This is a genomic window from Bacillus sp. T-10(2022) (genome assembly GCF_056502895.1).
Genome location: NZ_CP113518.1, coordinates 4,552,164 through 4,566,652 on the forward strand (window position 1 = coordinate 4,552,164; position 14,489 = coordinate 4,566,652).

A 14,489-nucleotide genomic window follows, 5' to 3' on the forward strand; every position below is an offset into this window, starting at 1 on the left:
GTTAAATATACACGCTCATTTACTTCATAAAAAAACAAGTTTATTTGCTTCTTCATATATCCCCTCTAAGTCAGAGTCATACTCAAAGATCCCTTTCCTTAGTGTAATATCTCTATTCCTTTTCATCCATCTTCTGCTTTAAATATTCAGCAATTTCTGTTTGCCCAAATTCTCTAGCATATTCATATGCATCCATATTCTTAATAAGCTCTCCCGTATATCTAATTGAAATATCTATTCCTTTTTCAACTAGAAACTCAACTACTTCTTTATGTCCACCATAAATCGCTCCAAATAATGGATTTCTTTTTGCTAAGGTCACATCTAATTCTGCGCCTCTCTCTATTAAATACTTAACTATCTTCAAATGCCCCGCTCCTGCTGCCACTCTTAAAGGAGAAGCATCAAATATATCACCTTTTGTATTGACATCAATTCCTTTATGAATCAGATATTTTACTATTTCAAAATGTCCTTTCTTTGCTGCAACATGTAACCAAGTACCAAATGGTGTCATTGAATGTAAAGATTCTAGATTATCGCCTATTAAATGCTTTACTTCATTAATATCATCAAGCTTAATAGCATTCCTTATTGCTTTGTTTACACTTTTTTTATCCAAAACATTTCCTCCTGTATTTCTTGTACTAGCTATGTCTCCTAAATCGTCAAGAGCTTCAACAGACATTAATCAATTCACAACATTCCCCAAAGCATCAATACTATGTCGGGTGCCCAAATAAATCTAAATGAAAAAAGAAATGGATATTCCCTTTGATTTTCTAAAGGCTCTATCCACTTCTTCTTATATAAAAACATTTCTTACTTTATTACCAATCTTCTTCATCTTCATCCCAATCTTCTTTTGCCCATTCAAGGCGTTCGATTAAATAGTCTAAAAAATTATCGGCAAGCGTTCGACCATAGCCTTCATGATTATCCCACATTATAACTGGACATTCACCATTCTTCATTTTATTAGTATCGAGGCAATAGGCAAATTCATCAATATCTTCTATAACCACAAGTCCATCTATTAAATCATAATACTTTTGATGACCCTTAGTAGCATCTACTACTGCTGGACCTGTAAAACCATATCCAATTATTCTCACTCCAAAAAGTCCACCGTAACCATAATTTCTTAAAAACCACTTGTAACTTTCCGGTAATGAGACCTGTAATTTTTGTTCAGTTTCTTTTACTTTGTCTTCACTTACTCCACCTGTAAAATCATCATCTTCGCCATACTGCTTAATAAATTCCTGTAAAGCTGAATAGTTCACCAAACCACCTACTAATCTTGAATTTCGTATTGCACGGACAAGTATGAAGAATACAACAAGGGAATAATCAAATTAGAATCATAAACTCAATTCTCATTTTTCTTGAATCTTTCTGGGATTTTATTTTTCCATATTATCATGAGTTCTTTAAATTCTTCAGTCTCCATTTCATTTTCATAAGGCTCTTCATATGTATAAAAGTGTTCAAGCACTGTCATTTCTTTTTTTATTAGCACACTTGTTGCATTAAGTTGAATTTCAAATTTTTCATGGAAACCATTTAAGACATTTTCAACTATCGTAATATACTCATCTGCTTCTTCCTCTGTAGGGATGTCTTCAATAAAATCAGCGAATAATTTTATTTCATCCGATAATTTTATTCTCAATGTCCCAACATGGTCTCTAAAAAAAACGTATGAATATTTCATACTCAACCTCCATAAAAGTCCCTTTGAATTTCAAAAGAGCTATCAGCCGTTCCAAAAAATCCTTATAGCATTATCAATTCATATAAATCCAGCTTTCACCAATCCTCTTCGTCTTCATCCCAGTTTTCTTTTGCCTCTTCAAGACTTTCGATCAAATAGTCTAGAAAATTGTCAGCTGCGGTAAAACCATATCCTTCTTGGTTATCCCAAAGAATCACTGGACATTCTCCATTTTTCATTTTATTAGTATCGAGACAGTAAGCAAATTCATCAACATTTTCTATAACCACTATCCCGTCAATTAATTTATAATGCTTTTGATAATCTTTAGTGGCATCTACTACTGCTGGACCATCTAATCCATATCCGATTATTTCTACACCAAAAATACCGCCATAACCATAGTTCCTTAAAAACCATTTATAGCTATCCGGAAGCGGGACTTGTAATTTAATTTCTGTTTCTTGAACTTTTTCATCACTTACTCCACCTGTAAAATAAGCATCTTGACGATTTGTTTTAATAAATTCTTGTAACTTGGAATACTTCAACTAATTCACCTTCTAGTCTTGAGTTCCGTATTGCTCTCCTCTCCCCTTCCAATACTTTGAAACCCTTGATTAATAACATGGATTATTCTTCAACGTCTTCAGATAATTTTTCTAAAAATTCATTAATATCATTGGCTAGAAAATACATATTGCTCATATCATCAGGATTTTCAGGTTCTTGCTCATGATCCCAAAAATAAATATTATCCATATAAGGAGCTTTAGTGCCTAAGCATATCGTATTACCCGCAGGATCATCAGCTATTGGAATAAATCCATCTGGAAGTCTATACTCATATATGTCTATGACCTTTTCCAAGTTATCATACATGTCACCTATCCCATTAAATACATTCAAAACACTTTTTCCCTGCTCTTCAGATATATCAAAAATACTTGGCTCAGGAGTTCCCCCATTCCATTTAAGTAAGAATCCCTTATACTTTTCCGTTAATTTCACATTATTTTCTGTTTCAAATTGCTCTATCACTTCTAGAGAAAGCTTATTATGCGAGTTTTCAATTCTTGCCATTTTTTAAATCCTCCTCTTATCTATTTTCCATTAATGGTTTATTCCCCGAATTCACGCTTGGAATATTTCTGGAATTTTATCTCGCCATACAACTAGTAATTCTATAAATTGCTTTGTTTCTATCGTATTTTCATAAGGTTCTTCAATTCTATAAAGGTTTTCAACAATTGTTACATCTTTTTTTATGAGTACACTTGTAGCATTTAATTCAATTTCAAAGTCCTCATATGTCCCGTTTAAAACCTTTTCGATATATTCTATATATTCATCGACTTGTTCTACTGTTGCAATATTTTCAATGAAATCTGAGAAAAGACAAATTTCTTCCGGCAAAATTATTCCTAAATCGCCAAATGGATCTTTCTTAAACTCATATGAATATTTCATACGCTTTGATCCCCTTTTAAATGGATTTGCCGTTCTGAAAGGTAGGTAGCCTATCAAGGTTTTTTTGACTCTTTCAGTACAAATAACATTATTATAGAACGATATCTTGATAACCTACCTCTTCTACAACTTCATCTTCAATTTTAACTCCTAATCTATCTTCAATATCCCAAGTGACATCACATAGTAAACCTAGTCTTCTTTTTCTATTCTTCCTTGCTCTTCTTACAATTAACTCTGTAGGCTTCACTAATCTTTTTAAAGCTAGTATAGAATCGATTTTTGGAGCAATTTTATCTGCTTCTGATTTATTTCTTAACATCACTCTATATTCTTCAAAATTCTCACTATAATACTCATATATTTGCATTTCCACTTCATCCATTATATTTTTCATTTCATTTTTAAAATTACGAAAGGTCTCTCTCTGTATATTTGAAAAATCAGCTTCATCATGTCCATCTACACTTAATACTATTTCTATGTCCATATCAAACATTTGAATAGTTATTTTACCTCTCCAATAGTTTTTTTGATATTCTAATTCTCCAAATAACTCATCATTAATCTTTATCATTCTTAATTAATCTCCTAACTTAACTTTTATGTTATATTCGCCAAATCCCCCCAGATGTTTAAAGATACTATTAATTTTACTTGGTACCATTTGAATAGATTCCAATCATTAAGTTCATGCCAAGTATATTTATTATCTTCTCTCCGACCACCTATATCGTCTGCTGGATATATTTATATAATGGATATGCCGGTGTATTGATCCATTTTTATTCAAGTACATTTCTACTTTTATACAAAGCATAAAATCATTATTCATTGATGGTACAACCTTGAATGAATAATGATTTATTTTTGAAGTGGAAAGAAAGAATTGATTGTTTTAAAGTAAAGATGCATTTGTCTTATGTGCGTTCACTCGCTTATGTTGCATTACTAACACAAGCTCTTAACATATGAATAATAGTTAATAAGACCAATCCATAGCTAATCTTTTTAAACTTCGTCAGACAAAGCATCATTTTAAATCCTGTAATTCTTCCACAATTTCTTTTAATCGGTCAATATTATTAATAAATTCGTCATAAGAAATTTCTTGATAATCGAAAATCCCTTCTCCATATTCATCACTATCAAATATTTTTACTTTTGTACCTAACTTCAACAAATTATCAACCAATCCTTTTAAATTCTCCATATCATCAATATCATTCGTGTCCGTTTCGGCAAAAAAATCTTTGTTTGCAATTTTATTTTTTATGTCTGTAATTCCTAAACCAGTGTACTTTCTTAACGGTACTAAACATTTATTAAATGGACCATTAGTGCTTATTTTAATTGCCATTTTACTCATCTATTATTCTCCTTTCCATTAAAATTCTAATTTGCCATACCTTCAATCGTTTCTCCAGAATCTGTGACAAAATCCCAAACTCCCGTCACAAAGTCTTTACCTATATGATGTTCTTTTTTTGGTAGGATATAGAAACATATAAATCTAAATAAACAAAAAATGGATAGTTCCTTTGATTTTAGAAAGGCTCTATCCACTTCTTCTTTTATAACTCACCAATCTTCTTCATCTTCGTCCCAATCTTCTTTTGCCAATTCAAGGCGTTCAATAAAATAGTCTGAAAAATTATCAGCAAGCTTTCGACCATAGCCTTCTTGATTATCCCACGTAATAACTGGGCATTCTCCATTTTTCATTTTATTAGTATCGAGACAATAAGCAAATTCATCAATATCTTCTATAACCACAAGTCCATCGATTAAACCATAATACTTTTGATGATCTTTGGTAGCAGCTGCTACTGATGCACCTACTAAGTCATAACCAATTATATCAATACCAAAACTTCCTCCTGAACCATAGTTTTTTAAGAACCATTTGTAGCTCTCCGGAAGTGGGACTTGTAATTTATTTTCTGTTTCTTTAACTTTGTCTTCACTTACTCCACCTGTAAAATCATCATCTTTGCCATACTGCTTAATGAATTCCTGTAAAGCTGAATATTTCATCAAAAATCACCTACTAAACTTGGATTTCGTATTGCACGGATTTATTAATTTTTTTTATTCTTGTTCCCATCGGTGAACTTGTGTACGGAAGATATCTTCGATTTTCACCCGTTTTCACTTAAACACATAATGCTTATTTAAGGTCTGGTGGTTAACTTTTTCTCAACAAATAATCAAATTAGAAGCATAAATTCAATTCTCATTTTTCTTGAATCTTTCTGGGATTTTATTTTTCCATATTAACATGAGTTCTTTAAATTGTTCTGTCTCCATTTCATTTTCATAAGGCTCTTCATATGTAAAAAGGTGTTCAAGAATTGTCATATCTTTTTTTATCAACACACTTGTGGCATTGAGTTGAATCTCAAAATCCTGATATAAACCATTTAAAACACTTTCAACTATCGTAATATACTCATTTGCTTTTTGCTCAGTAGAAATGTCTTCAATAAAATCAGCGAATAATTCTATCTCACCTGGTAATTTTATTCTCAGCATTTCTAAATGATCTCTAAAAAACTCGTATGGATATTTCATACTCAACCTCTTTTATAAATTGGATAGCTAGTAGACTCACTGCCAAACATGTTTTTGTGAACCTGTTAATTCTCCTTTTGAATGGCTTTTTCCAGTTCTCGAGCTATATTTTCTAGCCACTGTATCGGGGTTACTCCTAATGAAGGGAAATAAAGTTCACAGCACTCTTCTATGAAATTTTCTTTCTCCTCATTTGAAATATTTTCAGCCAAAAAAAACTTAACTTCATTGGCAATTAATAAAATTCTTTTTTCTGATATTGAGTTAACAAATTCTTTTAATTCTTCATCTGGTGATACCATATCTTGATGAAAGTGAGCAGTCAAAAAATTTTCTAATTCATCGAAACTTTTATTTTTCATATGTATTCTCCTTTATTTTGTGGGAAAACCTGTTAAAACACAAAAGCCTCAACTCTACATGCTTTTTTCCTTATATTCTTAGTCATGTAACTCATCAAGAAAAAATCCCTGTCCATTTCACTGTCTTACAACTGTTACTATATACCGACATTTACCCGATGTATGTCCAATACATCTGAGATCCGTTTCTCACTCATTCTTTTAAGTAGATACTCATGACCTTTTTCCAATGCAAGATTTCTTTCTTCTTCATAAATAGGAACGAGTGTATAAATGTGTATGTTCCCCTTTTTAGTAGGAACGTTATCCATCTCGGATTCTTGGGGACGACATACCATTATGCAAGATAACTTTGTATTTGATGCAAATGGCTGTGGGGATTCTCCATTCGGAAGAATAACCCCTTCTTTCAGCCATCCATCATAAATATGTGGAATATGAGCCACTTTCCTTAGCCACCCAAGGGGCCAATAATGGTTTTGATCTTTCATATCTTCATTTTCAACTATCCAACTTGAAGGCAATTTTAGTAATAACTCTGCATATTTAAAAACACTTTCTTTGTCTGAATAGTCCATAGGTTCATCACTCATCCCTGTAGTTACGAGAGTTGTGAAATCTTTATTTATTGATGGAGGAATTATGTGAATATTGACCGACACTCTACTACCAGGAACAGTTTCACTTATAGTCTTTTTGATAGGGCCAAAGTATTTAGCCACATGCTCTAAAATCACATGATGATGGTCTTGATCATTATCGTTTGTTTCAGTTACAGTAGACCACCCTTTTTGTTTTTCTAACAACTTAACGATTTCCTCTTGCCCTTGTTCCCTTGCAAAAGTTAATGCGTCCATATCTTTCTTAGATGCACCACTATATTTAACACCCGTATCTATACCACTTTCAATTAATAGTTTTGCAATATCAACATGCCCATTACTAATGGTTCCTAACAATGGATTTCTTTCTGGTTCGCTTACGTCCATATCAGCTTCACAAGATAATAAATATCTTACTATATCAATATGCCCTGCAGAAGCAGCTTCGTTCAAAGCTCCACCACCGTATACTCCACCTAGCACATTAATATTTGAACCAAGTTCTATTAGTTTTTTTACTATATTTAATTCCCCTCTAGAAGCTGCGACATGAAGCCACGTACCAAAAGGAGTCATCATATTTAAAAGTTCAGCATTAGAGCCGATTAATGCAACTACTTTTTCAATATTGCCCTTTTTTATAGCCGAACGAATTTCTTTTGCAACTTGTTTATTATCCATCCCCTAACTTTTTCCTCCTTTTTTTGCAATATCACCAAGTTTATTAAGCATTTCCACCATATTATCTCTGGCTCCATCAGCATCTCTTACTTTTTTAATATTATCAACAACATTCCTAAGTGCTTCAATCCCATGTAAACTGTGTCGTTACTTCGGGCAACTTTACAACTCTATATAAGTTATAAAAAAACCTCGGCTGTCTTTATCAATCGAGGTCCGTAGAATTTATTATCGGGCTTATTTTCACTAAAAAAATATTGTTATACAAATCCTTGATGGTACGGCAATCACGAGTATTTGTTTTTCGTAATTCCTTTTTAAATTGTTTCTGGTTATCTATTAGTTATTCATATAAATTCTCAATCTTAGTAAACCAAAAACAATCCTTTTCCATACACTTAGCATCAATTCTTTCAAATTCTTCTTTTAGCCAATTAATCACAGATTCTGGTATATCATTATCAATAAAGGCATCCTCACCTTTCACCTCAATTGCCTTATCAATCATTCTTGAATATACTAATAAACATTCTGCAAATTGATTTAAAGAAGAATTAATAAATACCTCTTTATAATCATCACTATTATGAAGAAACACTACATTTTCTTGTTTCTCAATTATACATATCGGATCCCCGGAACCAGTAGATCCCAAAAACCAATATTTTTGAAACTCTTCTGGCATATTAAATACATACGTAATAGGCCTTAATAACGATTGTGACGAAGTAAATTCTAAATATGGTGCAGGAGTTTCAGGTAAGCCTCCTATTGACAAAAATCTCTTCACTTCATCTAAAAAATCTGTACTCATTAAATCTTGGTAATTAAATTTAATTAGCGGGCCATCTTTGTTAACACCCCATTTATCATTAAATTCCTCTGGTAGTATCATCTTCTCACCTTGAATTTTTTATAAAAGTTTCTAATCTAGTTGCAATTTCATTATCTATTCCAGTAATTCCGTAATCCTTTTCTACATTATGAATATCACCATATCCTGGATGCAAACGATTTGGTAAAGCTACAGCTTGACCCCTTCTCCTATATGGTGATACCTCATTGGATCTTTCAAATACTCCTTATATTGAGGAAAATGTTTTATAAATTGTTCATCAATACTTGGAACTCGACCACTCTTTATCAAAGCCGTATTTTCTGCACTCCAAAACTCCGGATTACTTTTAAGTAATATATTGAAAACTTTTTTGCATTTCTCTCCCATCCGTCAGCATTAGTTCCTGAGTTAGCTTTCCCTTTAAAGTTCATTTCAACTACAAGTCTAGGATCAACTAAATACTCTTCATCATACTTTGTGAGGTCCCTACCTCTATATCCTCTAACCTTATTATATTTGCCATCATTACTCCATTTAGGAACAGTAGAGATTTCTTCCTTATTACCCGTACCCCTACCACTAACTTCCGACTCCACTTTCGCCATAGAAATTAACTGTTCTTTTTACCCAGTACCATTAACCACATAATAAGGTACTCCACCTGCCCACGACAGTTGGTTTTTAGGATTGTATGGCAATAGGTTTGGGATAGAGACCAGTTTTTTTGCCCTTCGTAACGCCTTTTAATCCACTATTCCAATTATAATTTGCAGTAAAATAATGAAGTAATTAAGGGTTGTCTGTATTTCTAGTTAAAATACACCCCTAAAGTTATAAGGCAACAGAATAACAACTCTCTTTTACGTTACCCATTGTTTATCACCACGGAACTTTGTCATTCTAATTAGTTTGTTAGCCAATCCATATCATAACTACCCCTGCCATTTAAAATGTCATCTCGCTTAATTATCCTACTTTTCACAATATACATGTATTACAATACTACTTCATGTTGGCACAACCTTCGTGAGCTATGAATTTCAGTAAAGCATCATCTATATCGTCAAAAGTTAAAATTTCTCACAAACAAAAACACCAGTTGCCTAAAAGGCAACCAAGTGCTTAATGGTTAGCTATATGAAGTTATTCACTTACAAATTTCACCTTAAAACAACAATCTTGTTTAATTTCCTAAGTTTGTGGTTTTGTTCTACTTCTTAGGTTTATAATGTCATCACGCCTGGTTATCGTTCTTAATTCAATATCTAAGTATTTATAGCTTATTTAAACTAAGTTACTAATTAGTTTTACTTGTATGGTACAGTACCAATAAATTTAATTTCTATATTTTCCGTTTCATCTCCACTTTTTGCTTCATGGTATTTAAAATCATACAGTACAATAACAGAATTAATCCAGTATGCTAAATTATCATCATTTACTAACTCTTTTATATTCGGAATAATTACTTCGCTATAAGAAAAATCATTTAAAATGTCGTCTATATTATTTTTTGGTTCTTAATAGAAACAAATTTCAATGTTATCTTCATCATAATAACCAAATTCAAAGTTTGTACCAAATTTTGAGTCTATGGAATCCCCATCTTCCGTATACTCTATATCAACATACTCTTCAAGATTTTCAAACGATTTAGAAACGCCAAACCACACTGAAACCACGCCACTATATTCCATAATTTCACTCCTATTTTTTTAGATTACCTGGTAAACCCTCTACTCCACCCTTGTATCTATAATGAGACCACATCTGTAACCTTCTTACAAATGTATCATAGTCAAGGGCTGTGTCTATTATCTCTAATATTTCATTATGCGCACTTTTAGTGAGCTCGCGAATAGGCGTCGCCATTTACCATATCTCTTTCATATGAGTCGGAGATTGGACTTAGATATATTTTTATAGGTTTTTATCAGGTTCATGATCGAATTTGCTACACCTTCAACCGTTTCCTCAGGATCTGTGACAAAATCCCAAATACCTGTCACTTTTCATTCTTTCCGGTAGGATATGGAACCACATAATCTTTTGGACAGACGAAAGGTGAGCCAACATCTCCTGTAAGCCCACCCTGTCAATTTCTAATGATTCTTCATTTAGTTTTGCGCCACTGGTTCCTTGATCTCTAAAAATGTGTATCAAGTTTTAAAGCCTTGTTCTTCACAATGGCGAGGTGACATTTTATATGGGTACTAATGACATGGAATAGCTAACAAACTAACGAGATCGTTCAATCTTGTGGCGATAAACAATGGTAAAAGTGAATAAAAATAAAACTCCTTGATGTTACTACCTATCATGAGCTCTCAATATTCAAAGAAATCATTTTCTTTTTGTATCACTCAATTCAGCTGATTTAATATAATTAAAAGTAAAAAACCTTGAAAGGCGTAAAACCAATCAAGGTATGAGTTTTATTATAGTTCTTTAATCAGCTAGTAACTCCAAGTAATATTTATCATTTTCTTCTATCTTTCTTAAAAATTCTTCAAGAGAAGTCGCAATTTGAATATCATAATAGTAAATTGGATTTCTATTATTTTCATTCAATTCGATTGACATTAAAGCTGATTCACTTCCTTCAAAAAATATTAGTTTGTTATTCTCAAATTCATCATAGATTTCTATGTCGGGATAAAACTCAAAATCATTAACTCTTAATCGAAAATCTCTTACTGAATAAGGATCCATAATACGATTAATATTAAACTCTGAACCTTTAATAAACCCGTAGCCAACCTCTATATAAAAATTAACTAACTCCTTAGGAAATTTTAAATCGAGTTCCTTCTCAACTACTTTTATTTCGTTTTCAGTCACTGGATTAAAACTATTTTCTTGGTTTGCCTTAGTAAATTCATAGTCCATTATTTTTTACCTCCTTTAAATGGTGTATTTGCTGGTGAACCAGTTCCATGAATACCAGCTTGATGCTCATTTGGGAATTTTGCAGGATGCATACTCCACCATTCATGTTCTCCTCCAAAAGTATTTTCAATTATATGATGAGCATCATACTTATCCCCTTTTTTCCTAATTATTTTACCTGTTTTTTCTGAAATAACAATTTCATTATACATAGGCCACTTTGGCCCAGTATTTTCTTTCCACTCTTTGATTACTTTATTTTTTACTTTATCAAATTCTGCCCTATGCTTAGCTGTTTCTTTTGGTGACATTTTTATATATTCTTTATTTCTTAAGGCTTTCTTCAACTTCTCTATTTGGTTTTTAGGTAACTCTCTGCCTTTCAGTTACTAATAAAAACTAGTTTCTTGCTTGCTGAAAAATTATTGTTCCTCGTATAAACTGTCAAGATATAATGTGCCTACTCACTTCTATCATAAAACGTAAGAAAGCACTTGTTGTCTTTAGTTGACAATCAAGTGCTTTAAGTTCATCTGTTTTTAAGCAGCATAAATTTGTAAGTTTTGTAGTAACAGTATGACAACTACTAGCGTTAAAGCTTACGAGTTTGTACGAGTTCGTTAGTTTTATGTCCATTCCATGTGTTTATTTTCATCACCCAGTAAAATGTCATCTCGCCTAAGCTCGTACTTCTTTTTACTATTCTATCATTGCACGTAATACATCGGTGTACTTCTATAATGAAATTAAACTATTTAATCAGTAAAACAAATTTCCATATAGAGTTTACATAATAGTAATACCTCTTAAACTTCCAATTCTACTTTTAAATTATTTATCAATTCAGCAAGTGAATTAGCAAGAAATTCGTTTTCTTCAGTTTCAAAATTCTCTATCAATATCTGTCCTGTTTTATTGTCAAAGATAATAGCCATATCTTCTGGAGAGACAAATCCTATTTGTATATATCTAAGTTCTCTCCCATTGTTCTCTTCAGATTGTTTCATTACTTCAAAAAATTCTAATATAGATTTACCTGGTTCGATAGGTTCAAGATTAACTAATCTTGAGCCGTAAAAGCCTTGTAAGCTTAAGAACCAATACGTATTAAAGTATTCTTTCATTGCATAGTGAATATTCATACCCAGTTTTTTTTCAATTTCTGTAAAATTGTCGAAATCAATTTTTTCAATAGGTTTCCAATATACATATTCTTCTTCATCTGGATTACTTAAATACAATCGAGGGTCAATCTCTTCATCCCACGGTACTTTAGGATATGTACCATATTTTGTATCCCATACATTTATGAGTTCTTTAAAATAATGTTCTAATGCTTTTTTTATGTCCATGTTATACCTCCAACAAAATTACTTAATACTTGAAGACGTTCAGCGTTTTCTTGATCTTTCCCCCATATATCTATTTGTTTCTCTATATTATGGATTCCTCCACTCCCTGGATGCAACGGTTGTGGAATAGCCATTGCTTGTCCGCCACCACCAATATGATGATGTACTAAAGGTTTTCCTTTTAATCCCACAATATCATACTGAGGGAAATGTCTCCTAAAGACTGCATCATTTACAACAGCCCATCCATTATTAAGATTTTTGATGTTAGCATCACTAAAATACTCAGGATTTAATTTATATAATTCATTAAAATAATACTCTCACTGGATGGTTTGTATTACCCGTAACCTATGTTGTAATTCATCCCCGAGTGTATTTTAGAAAAAGTAAGTTCCTCCACCTGTTTCTGATATTTGAGCATAAAAACAAAACTTTCTCCATTCTTCTGGAATCATTTCGTTAACTATTTCAGCTATTTCTTTATACAACTTATTCATTTCTTATTCATTTCTTTTTCCACTTTAATCAACCCCTTGCGCGATCTCTAATAGTTTTCTCAACTATCCCTTTTCCTTCTATTTCATTAAGTATTTACTTTCTTGCTCTATTAACCTCTACAACTACTTCAAATTGACCGAATTTACCATTTCTACCACTCTTTTCCCGCTCCTCAACTACTAACACAATATTTTCTATAAACACTTTAAAAATTTATTAATAAACTAAAATAAAAAGCATTAGATGCAAGAATCAAATCCCGCATCTAATGCTTCTCATTTTTATTCAGCTAGAATTTTTAGAAACTCTTCAAAATTATTACTCGCAAAATAAGTCACGGGTTCTAAATCTGCAGACTCTTCATGATTCCAAACACAAACAGAAGGATCTTCGTTATTCCCTCGGTAGTCTAAACATACACAATCACCTGCAAATAAAACTGCTATTGGCAATAATTCTACCCCTACTAAATCTTCATCAGAAACAATTCTCTCTTCTAACTGGGTTCTAACAACACCAATATCATAAAATTCATCATCACTTTGGCCAGTCACTTTTAGTATACACAAAAACCTATCAATAACATAACTATGATTATTACAGACGAAACTATCTTTTATCGGAACAGCTCCATTATTCTTTTTAATAAATTCTTTATATGCACTAGGTAATTTAATTCTCCATTTCCTTTCTTTCTCAGATAACAAAGTATCGTCTGGTACTGGATAAATTACAGAACCATCTTTAATTTCCATAATACTTATACCTCCTCAATTTTATGTTATCTTGGAGCATCTGCCCACATACCTTTTGTTCTTCCACCATTATGAGGTGTGATATTATGAATGCCAAATTGAACTAATTCCAACTAACCAGGCACTTCGGTATGATCCCAAGTCATTCCCTTTTGAGTTCCACCAATTTGTTCATCTAACCATTTAAATTGGTGTTTATCTGACAACTTCCAAAACTCTTCAGGCAGATGAACTGTTTCCTTAACTAGATCCGCACTATCTGCTTCTGTTTTATTTCCTAACATCTCTCTATATTCTTCAAAATTCTCACTATAATACTCATATATTTGGATTTTCACTTCATCCATAATATTTTTCATTTCATTTTTAAAATTTCGAAAAGCCTCTCTCTGTATATTTGAAAAATCAGCACCTTCATTTCCATCTACACTTAATTCTATTTCTATGTCCATATCAAACATTTGAATAGTTGTTTTACCTCTCCAAAAGTTTTTTTGATATTCTAATTCTCCAAATAACTCATCATTAATCTTTATCATTCTTAATTACTCTCCTAACTTAACTTTTATATTATATTCGCCAACTCCGCCCAAATGTTTAAAGACACTATTAATTTTACTTGGTACCAATTGAATAGTTTCCAAATCATTAAGTTCATGCCAAGTATATTTATTATCTTCTCTCCGTTTATTCAATATAAAATTAATATAAATAGAGCGATTAATCCTAAGATTAATCGCTCTATTTA

General features: G+C 32.0%; 21 protein-coding genes and 5 pseudogenes. All 26 read right to left on the minus strand.

Translation table 11 applies throughout. The features are described 5' to 3' along the window. Nucleotides 1–112: 112 nt before the first annotated feature. Complete coding sequence (locus OSJ91_RS22280; RefSeq protein WP_485890451.1) at nucleotides 113–622, minus strand: ankyrin repeat domain-containing protein; 510 nt, start codon at nucleotides 620–622, stop codon at nucleotides 113–115. A 208-nt stretch (nucleotides 623–830) separates the two neighbouring features. Further along, nucleotides 831–1,286 (minus strand): SMI1/KNR4 family protein, encoded by a 456-nt coding sequence (locus OSJ91_RS22285; RefSeq protein ID WP_485890452.1) that lies wholly within the window; start codon nucleotides 1,284–1,286, stop codon nucleotides 831–833. Between the two features lie 86 nt (nucleotides 1,287–1,372). Continuing rightward, a complete protein-coding gene (locus OSJ91_RS22290; protein ID WP_485890453.1) occupies nucleotides 1,373–1,717 on the minus strand; it encodes a tRNA-Val4 in 345 nt (114 codons plus the stop codon). Between the two features lie 95 nt (nucleotides 1,718–1,812). Beyond that, nucleotides 1,813–2,268, minus strand: coding sequence for an SMI1/KNR4 family protein (locus tag OSJ91_RS22295; RefSeq protein ID WP_485890454.1), 456 nt, complete (start codon nucleotides 2,266–2,268; stop codon nucleotides 1,813–1,815). An 82-nt stretch (nucleotides 2,269–2,350) separates the two neighbouring features. Next, a complete protein-coding gene (locus tag OSJ91_RS22300) occupies nucleotides 2,351–2,800 on the minus strand; it encodes an SMI1/KNR4 family protein (protein WP_485890455.1) in 450 nt (149 codons plus the stop codon). 51 nt (nucleotides 2,801–2,851) lie between these two features. Continuing rightward, on the minus strand, nucleotides 2,852–3,187 hold the full coding sequence (locus tag OSJ91_RS22305) for a tRNA-Val4 (protein WP_485890456.1): 336 nt from the start codon (nucleotides 3,185–3,187) through the stop codon (nucleotides 2,852–2,854). 91 nt (nucleotides 3,188–3,278) lie between these two features. Continuing rightward, nucleotides 3,279–3,764: a DUF6985 domain-containing protein gene (locus OSJ91_RS22310; RefSeq protein ID WP_485890457.1), complete on the minus strand. Its 486-nt coding sequence runs from the start codon at nucleotides 3,762–3,764 to the stop codon at nucleotides 3,279–3,281. Nucleotides 3,765–4,198: 434 nt separating this feature from the next. Beyond that, nucleotides 4,199–4,556: pseudogene (locus OSJ91_RS22315) on the minus strand (hypothetical protein). Nucleotides 4,557–4,768: 212 nt separating this feature from the next. Continuing rightward, on the minus strand, nucleotides 4,769–5,224 hold the full coding sequence (locus tag OSJ91_RS22320; protein WP_350300017.1) for an SMI1/KNR4 family protein: 456 nt from the start codon (nucleotides 5,222–5,224) through the stop codon (nucleotides 4,769–4,771). Nucleotides 5,225–5,416: 192 nt separating this feature from the next. Then, nucleotides 5,417–5,761 (minus strand): tRNA-Val4, encoded by a 345-nt coding sequence (locus OSJ91_RS22325; RefSeq protein WP_350300018.1) that lies wholly within the window; start codon nucleotides 5,759–5,761, stop codon nucleotides 5,417–5,419. A 65-nt stretch (nucleotides 5,762–5,826) separates the two neighbouring features. Beyond that, nucleotides 5,827–6,123 carry a contact-dependent growth inhibition system immunity protein gene (locus OSJ91_RS22330; RefSeq protein ID WP_264895488.1) on the minus strand — a complete coding sequence of 99 codons (297 nt, stop codon included), beginning with the start codon at nucleotides 6,121–6,123 and terminating at the stop codon, nucleotides 5,827–5,829. A gap of 137 nt (nucleotides 6,124–6,260) precedes the next feature. Further along, nucleotides 6,261–7,406: a suppressor of fused domain protein gene (locus tag OSJ91_RS22335; RefSeq protein WP_485890458.1), complete on the minus strand. Its 1,146-nt coding sequence runs from the start codon at nucleotides 7,404–7,406 to the stop codon at nucleotides 6,261–6,263. Between the two features lie 343 nt (nucleotides 7,407–7,749). Further along, nucleotides 7,750–8,301 (minus strand): SUKH-4 family immunity protein, encoded by a 552-nt coding sequence (locus tag OSJ91_RS22340; RefSeq protein ID WP_485890459.1) that lies wholly within the window; start codon nucleotides 8,299–8,301, stop codon nucleotides 7,750–7,752. A 129-nt stretch (nucleotides 8,302–8,430) separates the two neighbouring features. After that, the gene (locus tag OSJ91_RS22345) at nucleotides 8,431–8,631 is read right to left on the minus strand and encodes a hypothetical protein (protein WP_485890460.1); all 201 of its coding nucleotides are present in this window, start codon (nucleotides 8,629–8,631) and stop codon (nucleotides 8,431–8,433) included. After that, on the minus strand, nucleotides 8,550–8,849 hold the full coding sequence (locus tag OSJ91_RS22350; RefSeq protein ID WP_485891951.1) for a hypothetical protein: 300 nt from the start codon (nucleotides 8,847–8,849) through the stop codon (nucleotides 8,550–8,552). Before OSJ91_RS22350 ends, OSJ91_RS22345 begins: the two co-directional genes overlap by 82 nt. Nucleotides 8,850–9,551: 702 nt before the next feature. Then, nucleotides 9,552–9,941: pseudogene (locus OSJ91_RS22355) on the minus strand (immunity 22 family protein). A gap of 751 nt (nucleotides 9,942–10,692) precedes the next feature. Then, nucleotides 10,693–11,133, minus strand: a complete 441-nt coding sequence (locus tag OSJ91_RS22360) for an SMI1/KNR4 family protein (RefSeq protein ID WP_350300022.1) — start codon at nucleotides 11,131–11,133, stop codon at nucleotides 10,693–10,695. After that, nucleotides 11,133–11,513 (minus strand): annotated as a pseudogene (locus tag OSJ91_RS22365) (LXG family T7SS effector ribonuclease toxin YxiD); the annotation flags it as partial. The pseudogene OSJ91_RS22365 and the gene OSJ91_RS22360, both read right to left, overlap by 1 nt. Nucleotides 11,514–11,577: 64 nt before the next feature. Beyond that, complete coding sequence (locus OSJ91_RS22370; protein WP_485891934.1) at nucleotides 11,578–11,763, minus strand: hypothetical protein; 186 nt, start codon at nucleotides 11,761–11,763, stop codon at nucleotides 11,578–11,580. 176 nt (nucleotides 11,764–11,939) lie between these two features. Beyond that, nucleotides 11,940–12,485, minus strand: coding sequence for a SecY-interacting protein Syd (locus tag OSJ91_RS22375; protein WP_485890461.1), 546 nt, complete (start codon nucleotides 12,483–12,485; stop codon nucleotides 11,940–11,942). Next, a pseudogene (locus tag OSJ91_RS22380) lies at nucleotides 12,476–12,796 on the minus strand (hypothetical protein); the annotation flags it as partial. The pseudogene OSJ91_RS22380 and the gene OSJ91_RS22375, both read right to left, overlap by 10 nt. A gap of 72 nt (nucleotides 12,797–12,868) precedes the next feature. Continuing rightward, nucleotides 12,869–12,985: pseudogene (locus tag OSJ91_RS22385) on the minus strand (immunity protein YezG family protein); the annotation flags it as partial. 282 nt (nucleotides 12,986–13,267) lie between these two features. Continuing rightward, nucleotides 13,268–13,741, minus strand: a complete 474-nt coding sequence (locus tag OSJ91_RS22390; RefSeq protein ID WP_350300024.1) for an SMI1/KNR4 family protein — start codon at nucleotides 13,739–13,741, stop codon at nucleotides 13,268–13,270. Nucleotides 13,742–13,767: 26 nt separating this feature from the next. Then, nucleotides 13,768–13,854 carry an HNH endonuclease gene (locus OSJ91_RS22395; protein ID WP_230160465.1) on the minus strand — a complete coding sequence of 29 codons (87 nt, stop codon included), beginning with the start codon at nucleotides 13,852–13,854 and terminating at the stop codon, nucleotides 13,768–13,770. After that, a complete protein-coding gene (locus tag OSJ91_RS22400; RefSeq protein WP_485890462.1) occupies nucleotides 13,855–14,280 on the minus strand; it encodes a DUF6985 domain-containing protein in 426 nt (141 codons plus the stop codon). Nucleotides 14,281–14,286: 6 nt separating this feature from the next. Beyond that, nucleotides 14,287–14,436 (minus strand): HNH endonuclease signature motif containing protein, encoded by a 150-nt coding sequence (locus OSJ91_RS22405; RefSeq protein WP_350300026.1) that lies wholly within the window; start codon nucleotides 14,434–14,436, stop codon nucleotides 14,287–14,289. Nucleotides 14,437–14,489: the final 53 nt, after the last annotated feature.

Excerpts from the sequence above, each read along its gene's own strand:
- OSJ91_RS22340 (WP_485890459.1), bottom strand. The coding sequence starts at position 8,301 with ATGATACTACCAGAGGAATTTAATGATAAATGGGGTGTTAACAAAGAT.
- OSJ91_RS22345 (WP_485890460.1), bottom strand. The coding sequence starts at position 8,631 with ATGGGAGAGAAATGCAAAAAAGTTTTCAATATATTACTTAAAAGTAAT.
- OSJ91_RS22390 (WP_350300024.1), bottom strand. The coding sequence starts at position 13,741 with ATGGAAATTAAAGATGGTTCTGTAATTTATCCAGTACCAGACGATACT.
- OSJ91_RS22290 (WP_485890453.1), bottom strand. The coding sequence starts at position 1,717 with ATGAAATATTCATACGTTTTTTTTAGAGACCATGTTGGGACATTGAGA.
- OSJ91_RS22310 (WP_485890457.1), bottom strand. The coding sequence starts at position 3,764 with ATGATAAAGATTAATGATGAGTTATTTGGAGAATTAGAATATCAAAAA.
- OSJ91_RS22330 (WP_264895488.1), bottom strand. The coding sequence starts at position 6,123 with ATGAAAAATAAAAGTTTCGATGAATTAGAAAATTTTTTGACTGCTCAC.
- OSJ91_RS22375 (WP_485890461.1), bottom strand. The coding sequence starts at position 12,485 with ATGGACATAAAAAAAGCATTAGAACATTATTTTAAAGAACTCATAAAT.
- OSJ91_RS22360 (WP_350300022.1), bottom strand. The coding sequence starts at position 11,133 with ATGGACTATGAATTTACTAAGGCAAACCAAGAAAATAGTTTTAATCCA.
- OSJ91_RS22335 (WP_485890458.1), bottom strand. The coding sequence starts at position 7,406 with ATGGATAATAAACAAGTTGCAAAAGAAATTCGTTCGGCTATAAAAAAG.
- OSJ91_RS22400 (WP_485890462.1), bottom strand. The coding sequence starts at position 14,280 with ATGATAAAGATTAATGATGAGTTATTTGGAGAATTAGAATATCAAAAA.
- OSJ91_RS22350 (WP_485891951.1), bottom strand. The coding sequence starts at position 8,849 with ATGGCGAAAGTGGAGTCGGAAGTTAGTGGTAGGGGTACGGGTAATAAG.
- OSJ91_RS22305 (WP_485890456.1), bottom strand. The coding sequence starts at position 3,187 with ATGAAATATTCATATGAGTTTAAGAAAGATCCATTTGGCGATTTAGGA.
- OSJ91_RS22320 (WP_350300017.1), bottom strand. The coding sequence starts at position 5,224 with ATGAAATATTCAGCTTTACAGGAATTCATTAAGCAGTATGGCAAAGAT.
- OSJ91_RS22300 (WP_485890455.1), bottom strand. The coding sequence starts at position 2,800 with ATGGCAAGAATTGAAAACTCGCATAATAAGCTTTCTCTAGAAGTGATA.
- OSJ91_RS22325 (WP_350300018.1), bottom strand. The coding sequence starts at position 5,761 with ATGAAATATCCATACGAGTTTTTTAGAGATCATTTAGAAATGCTGAGA.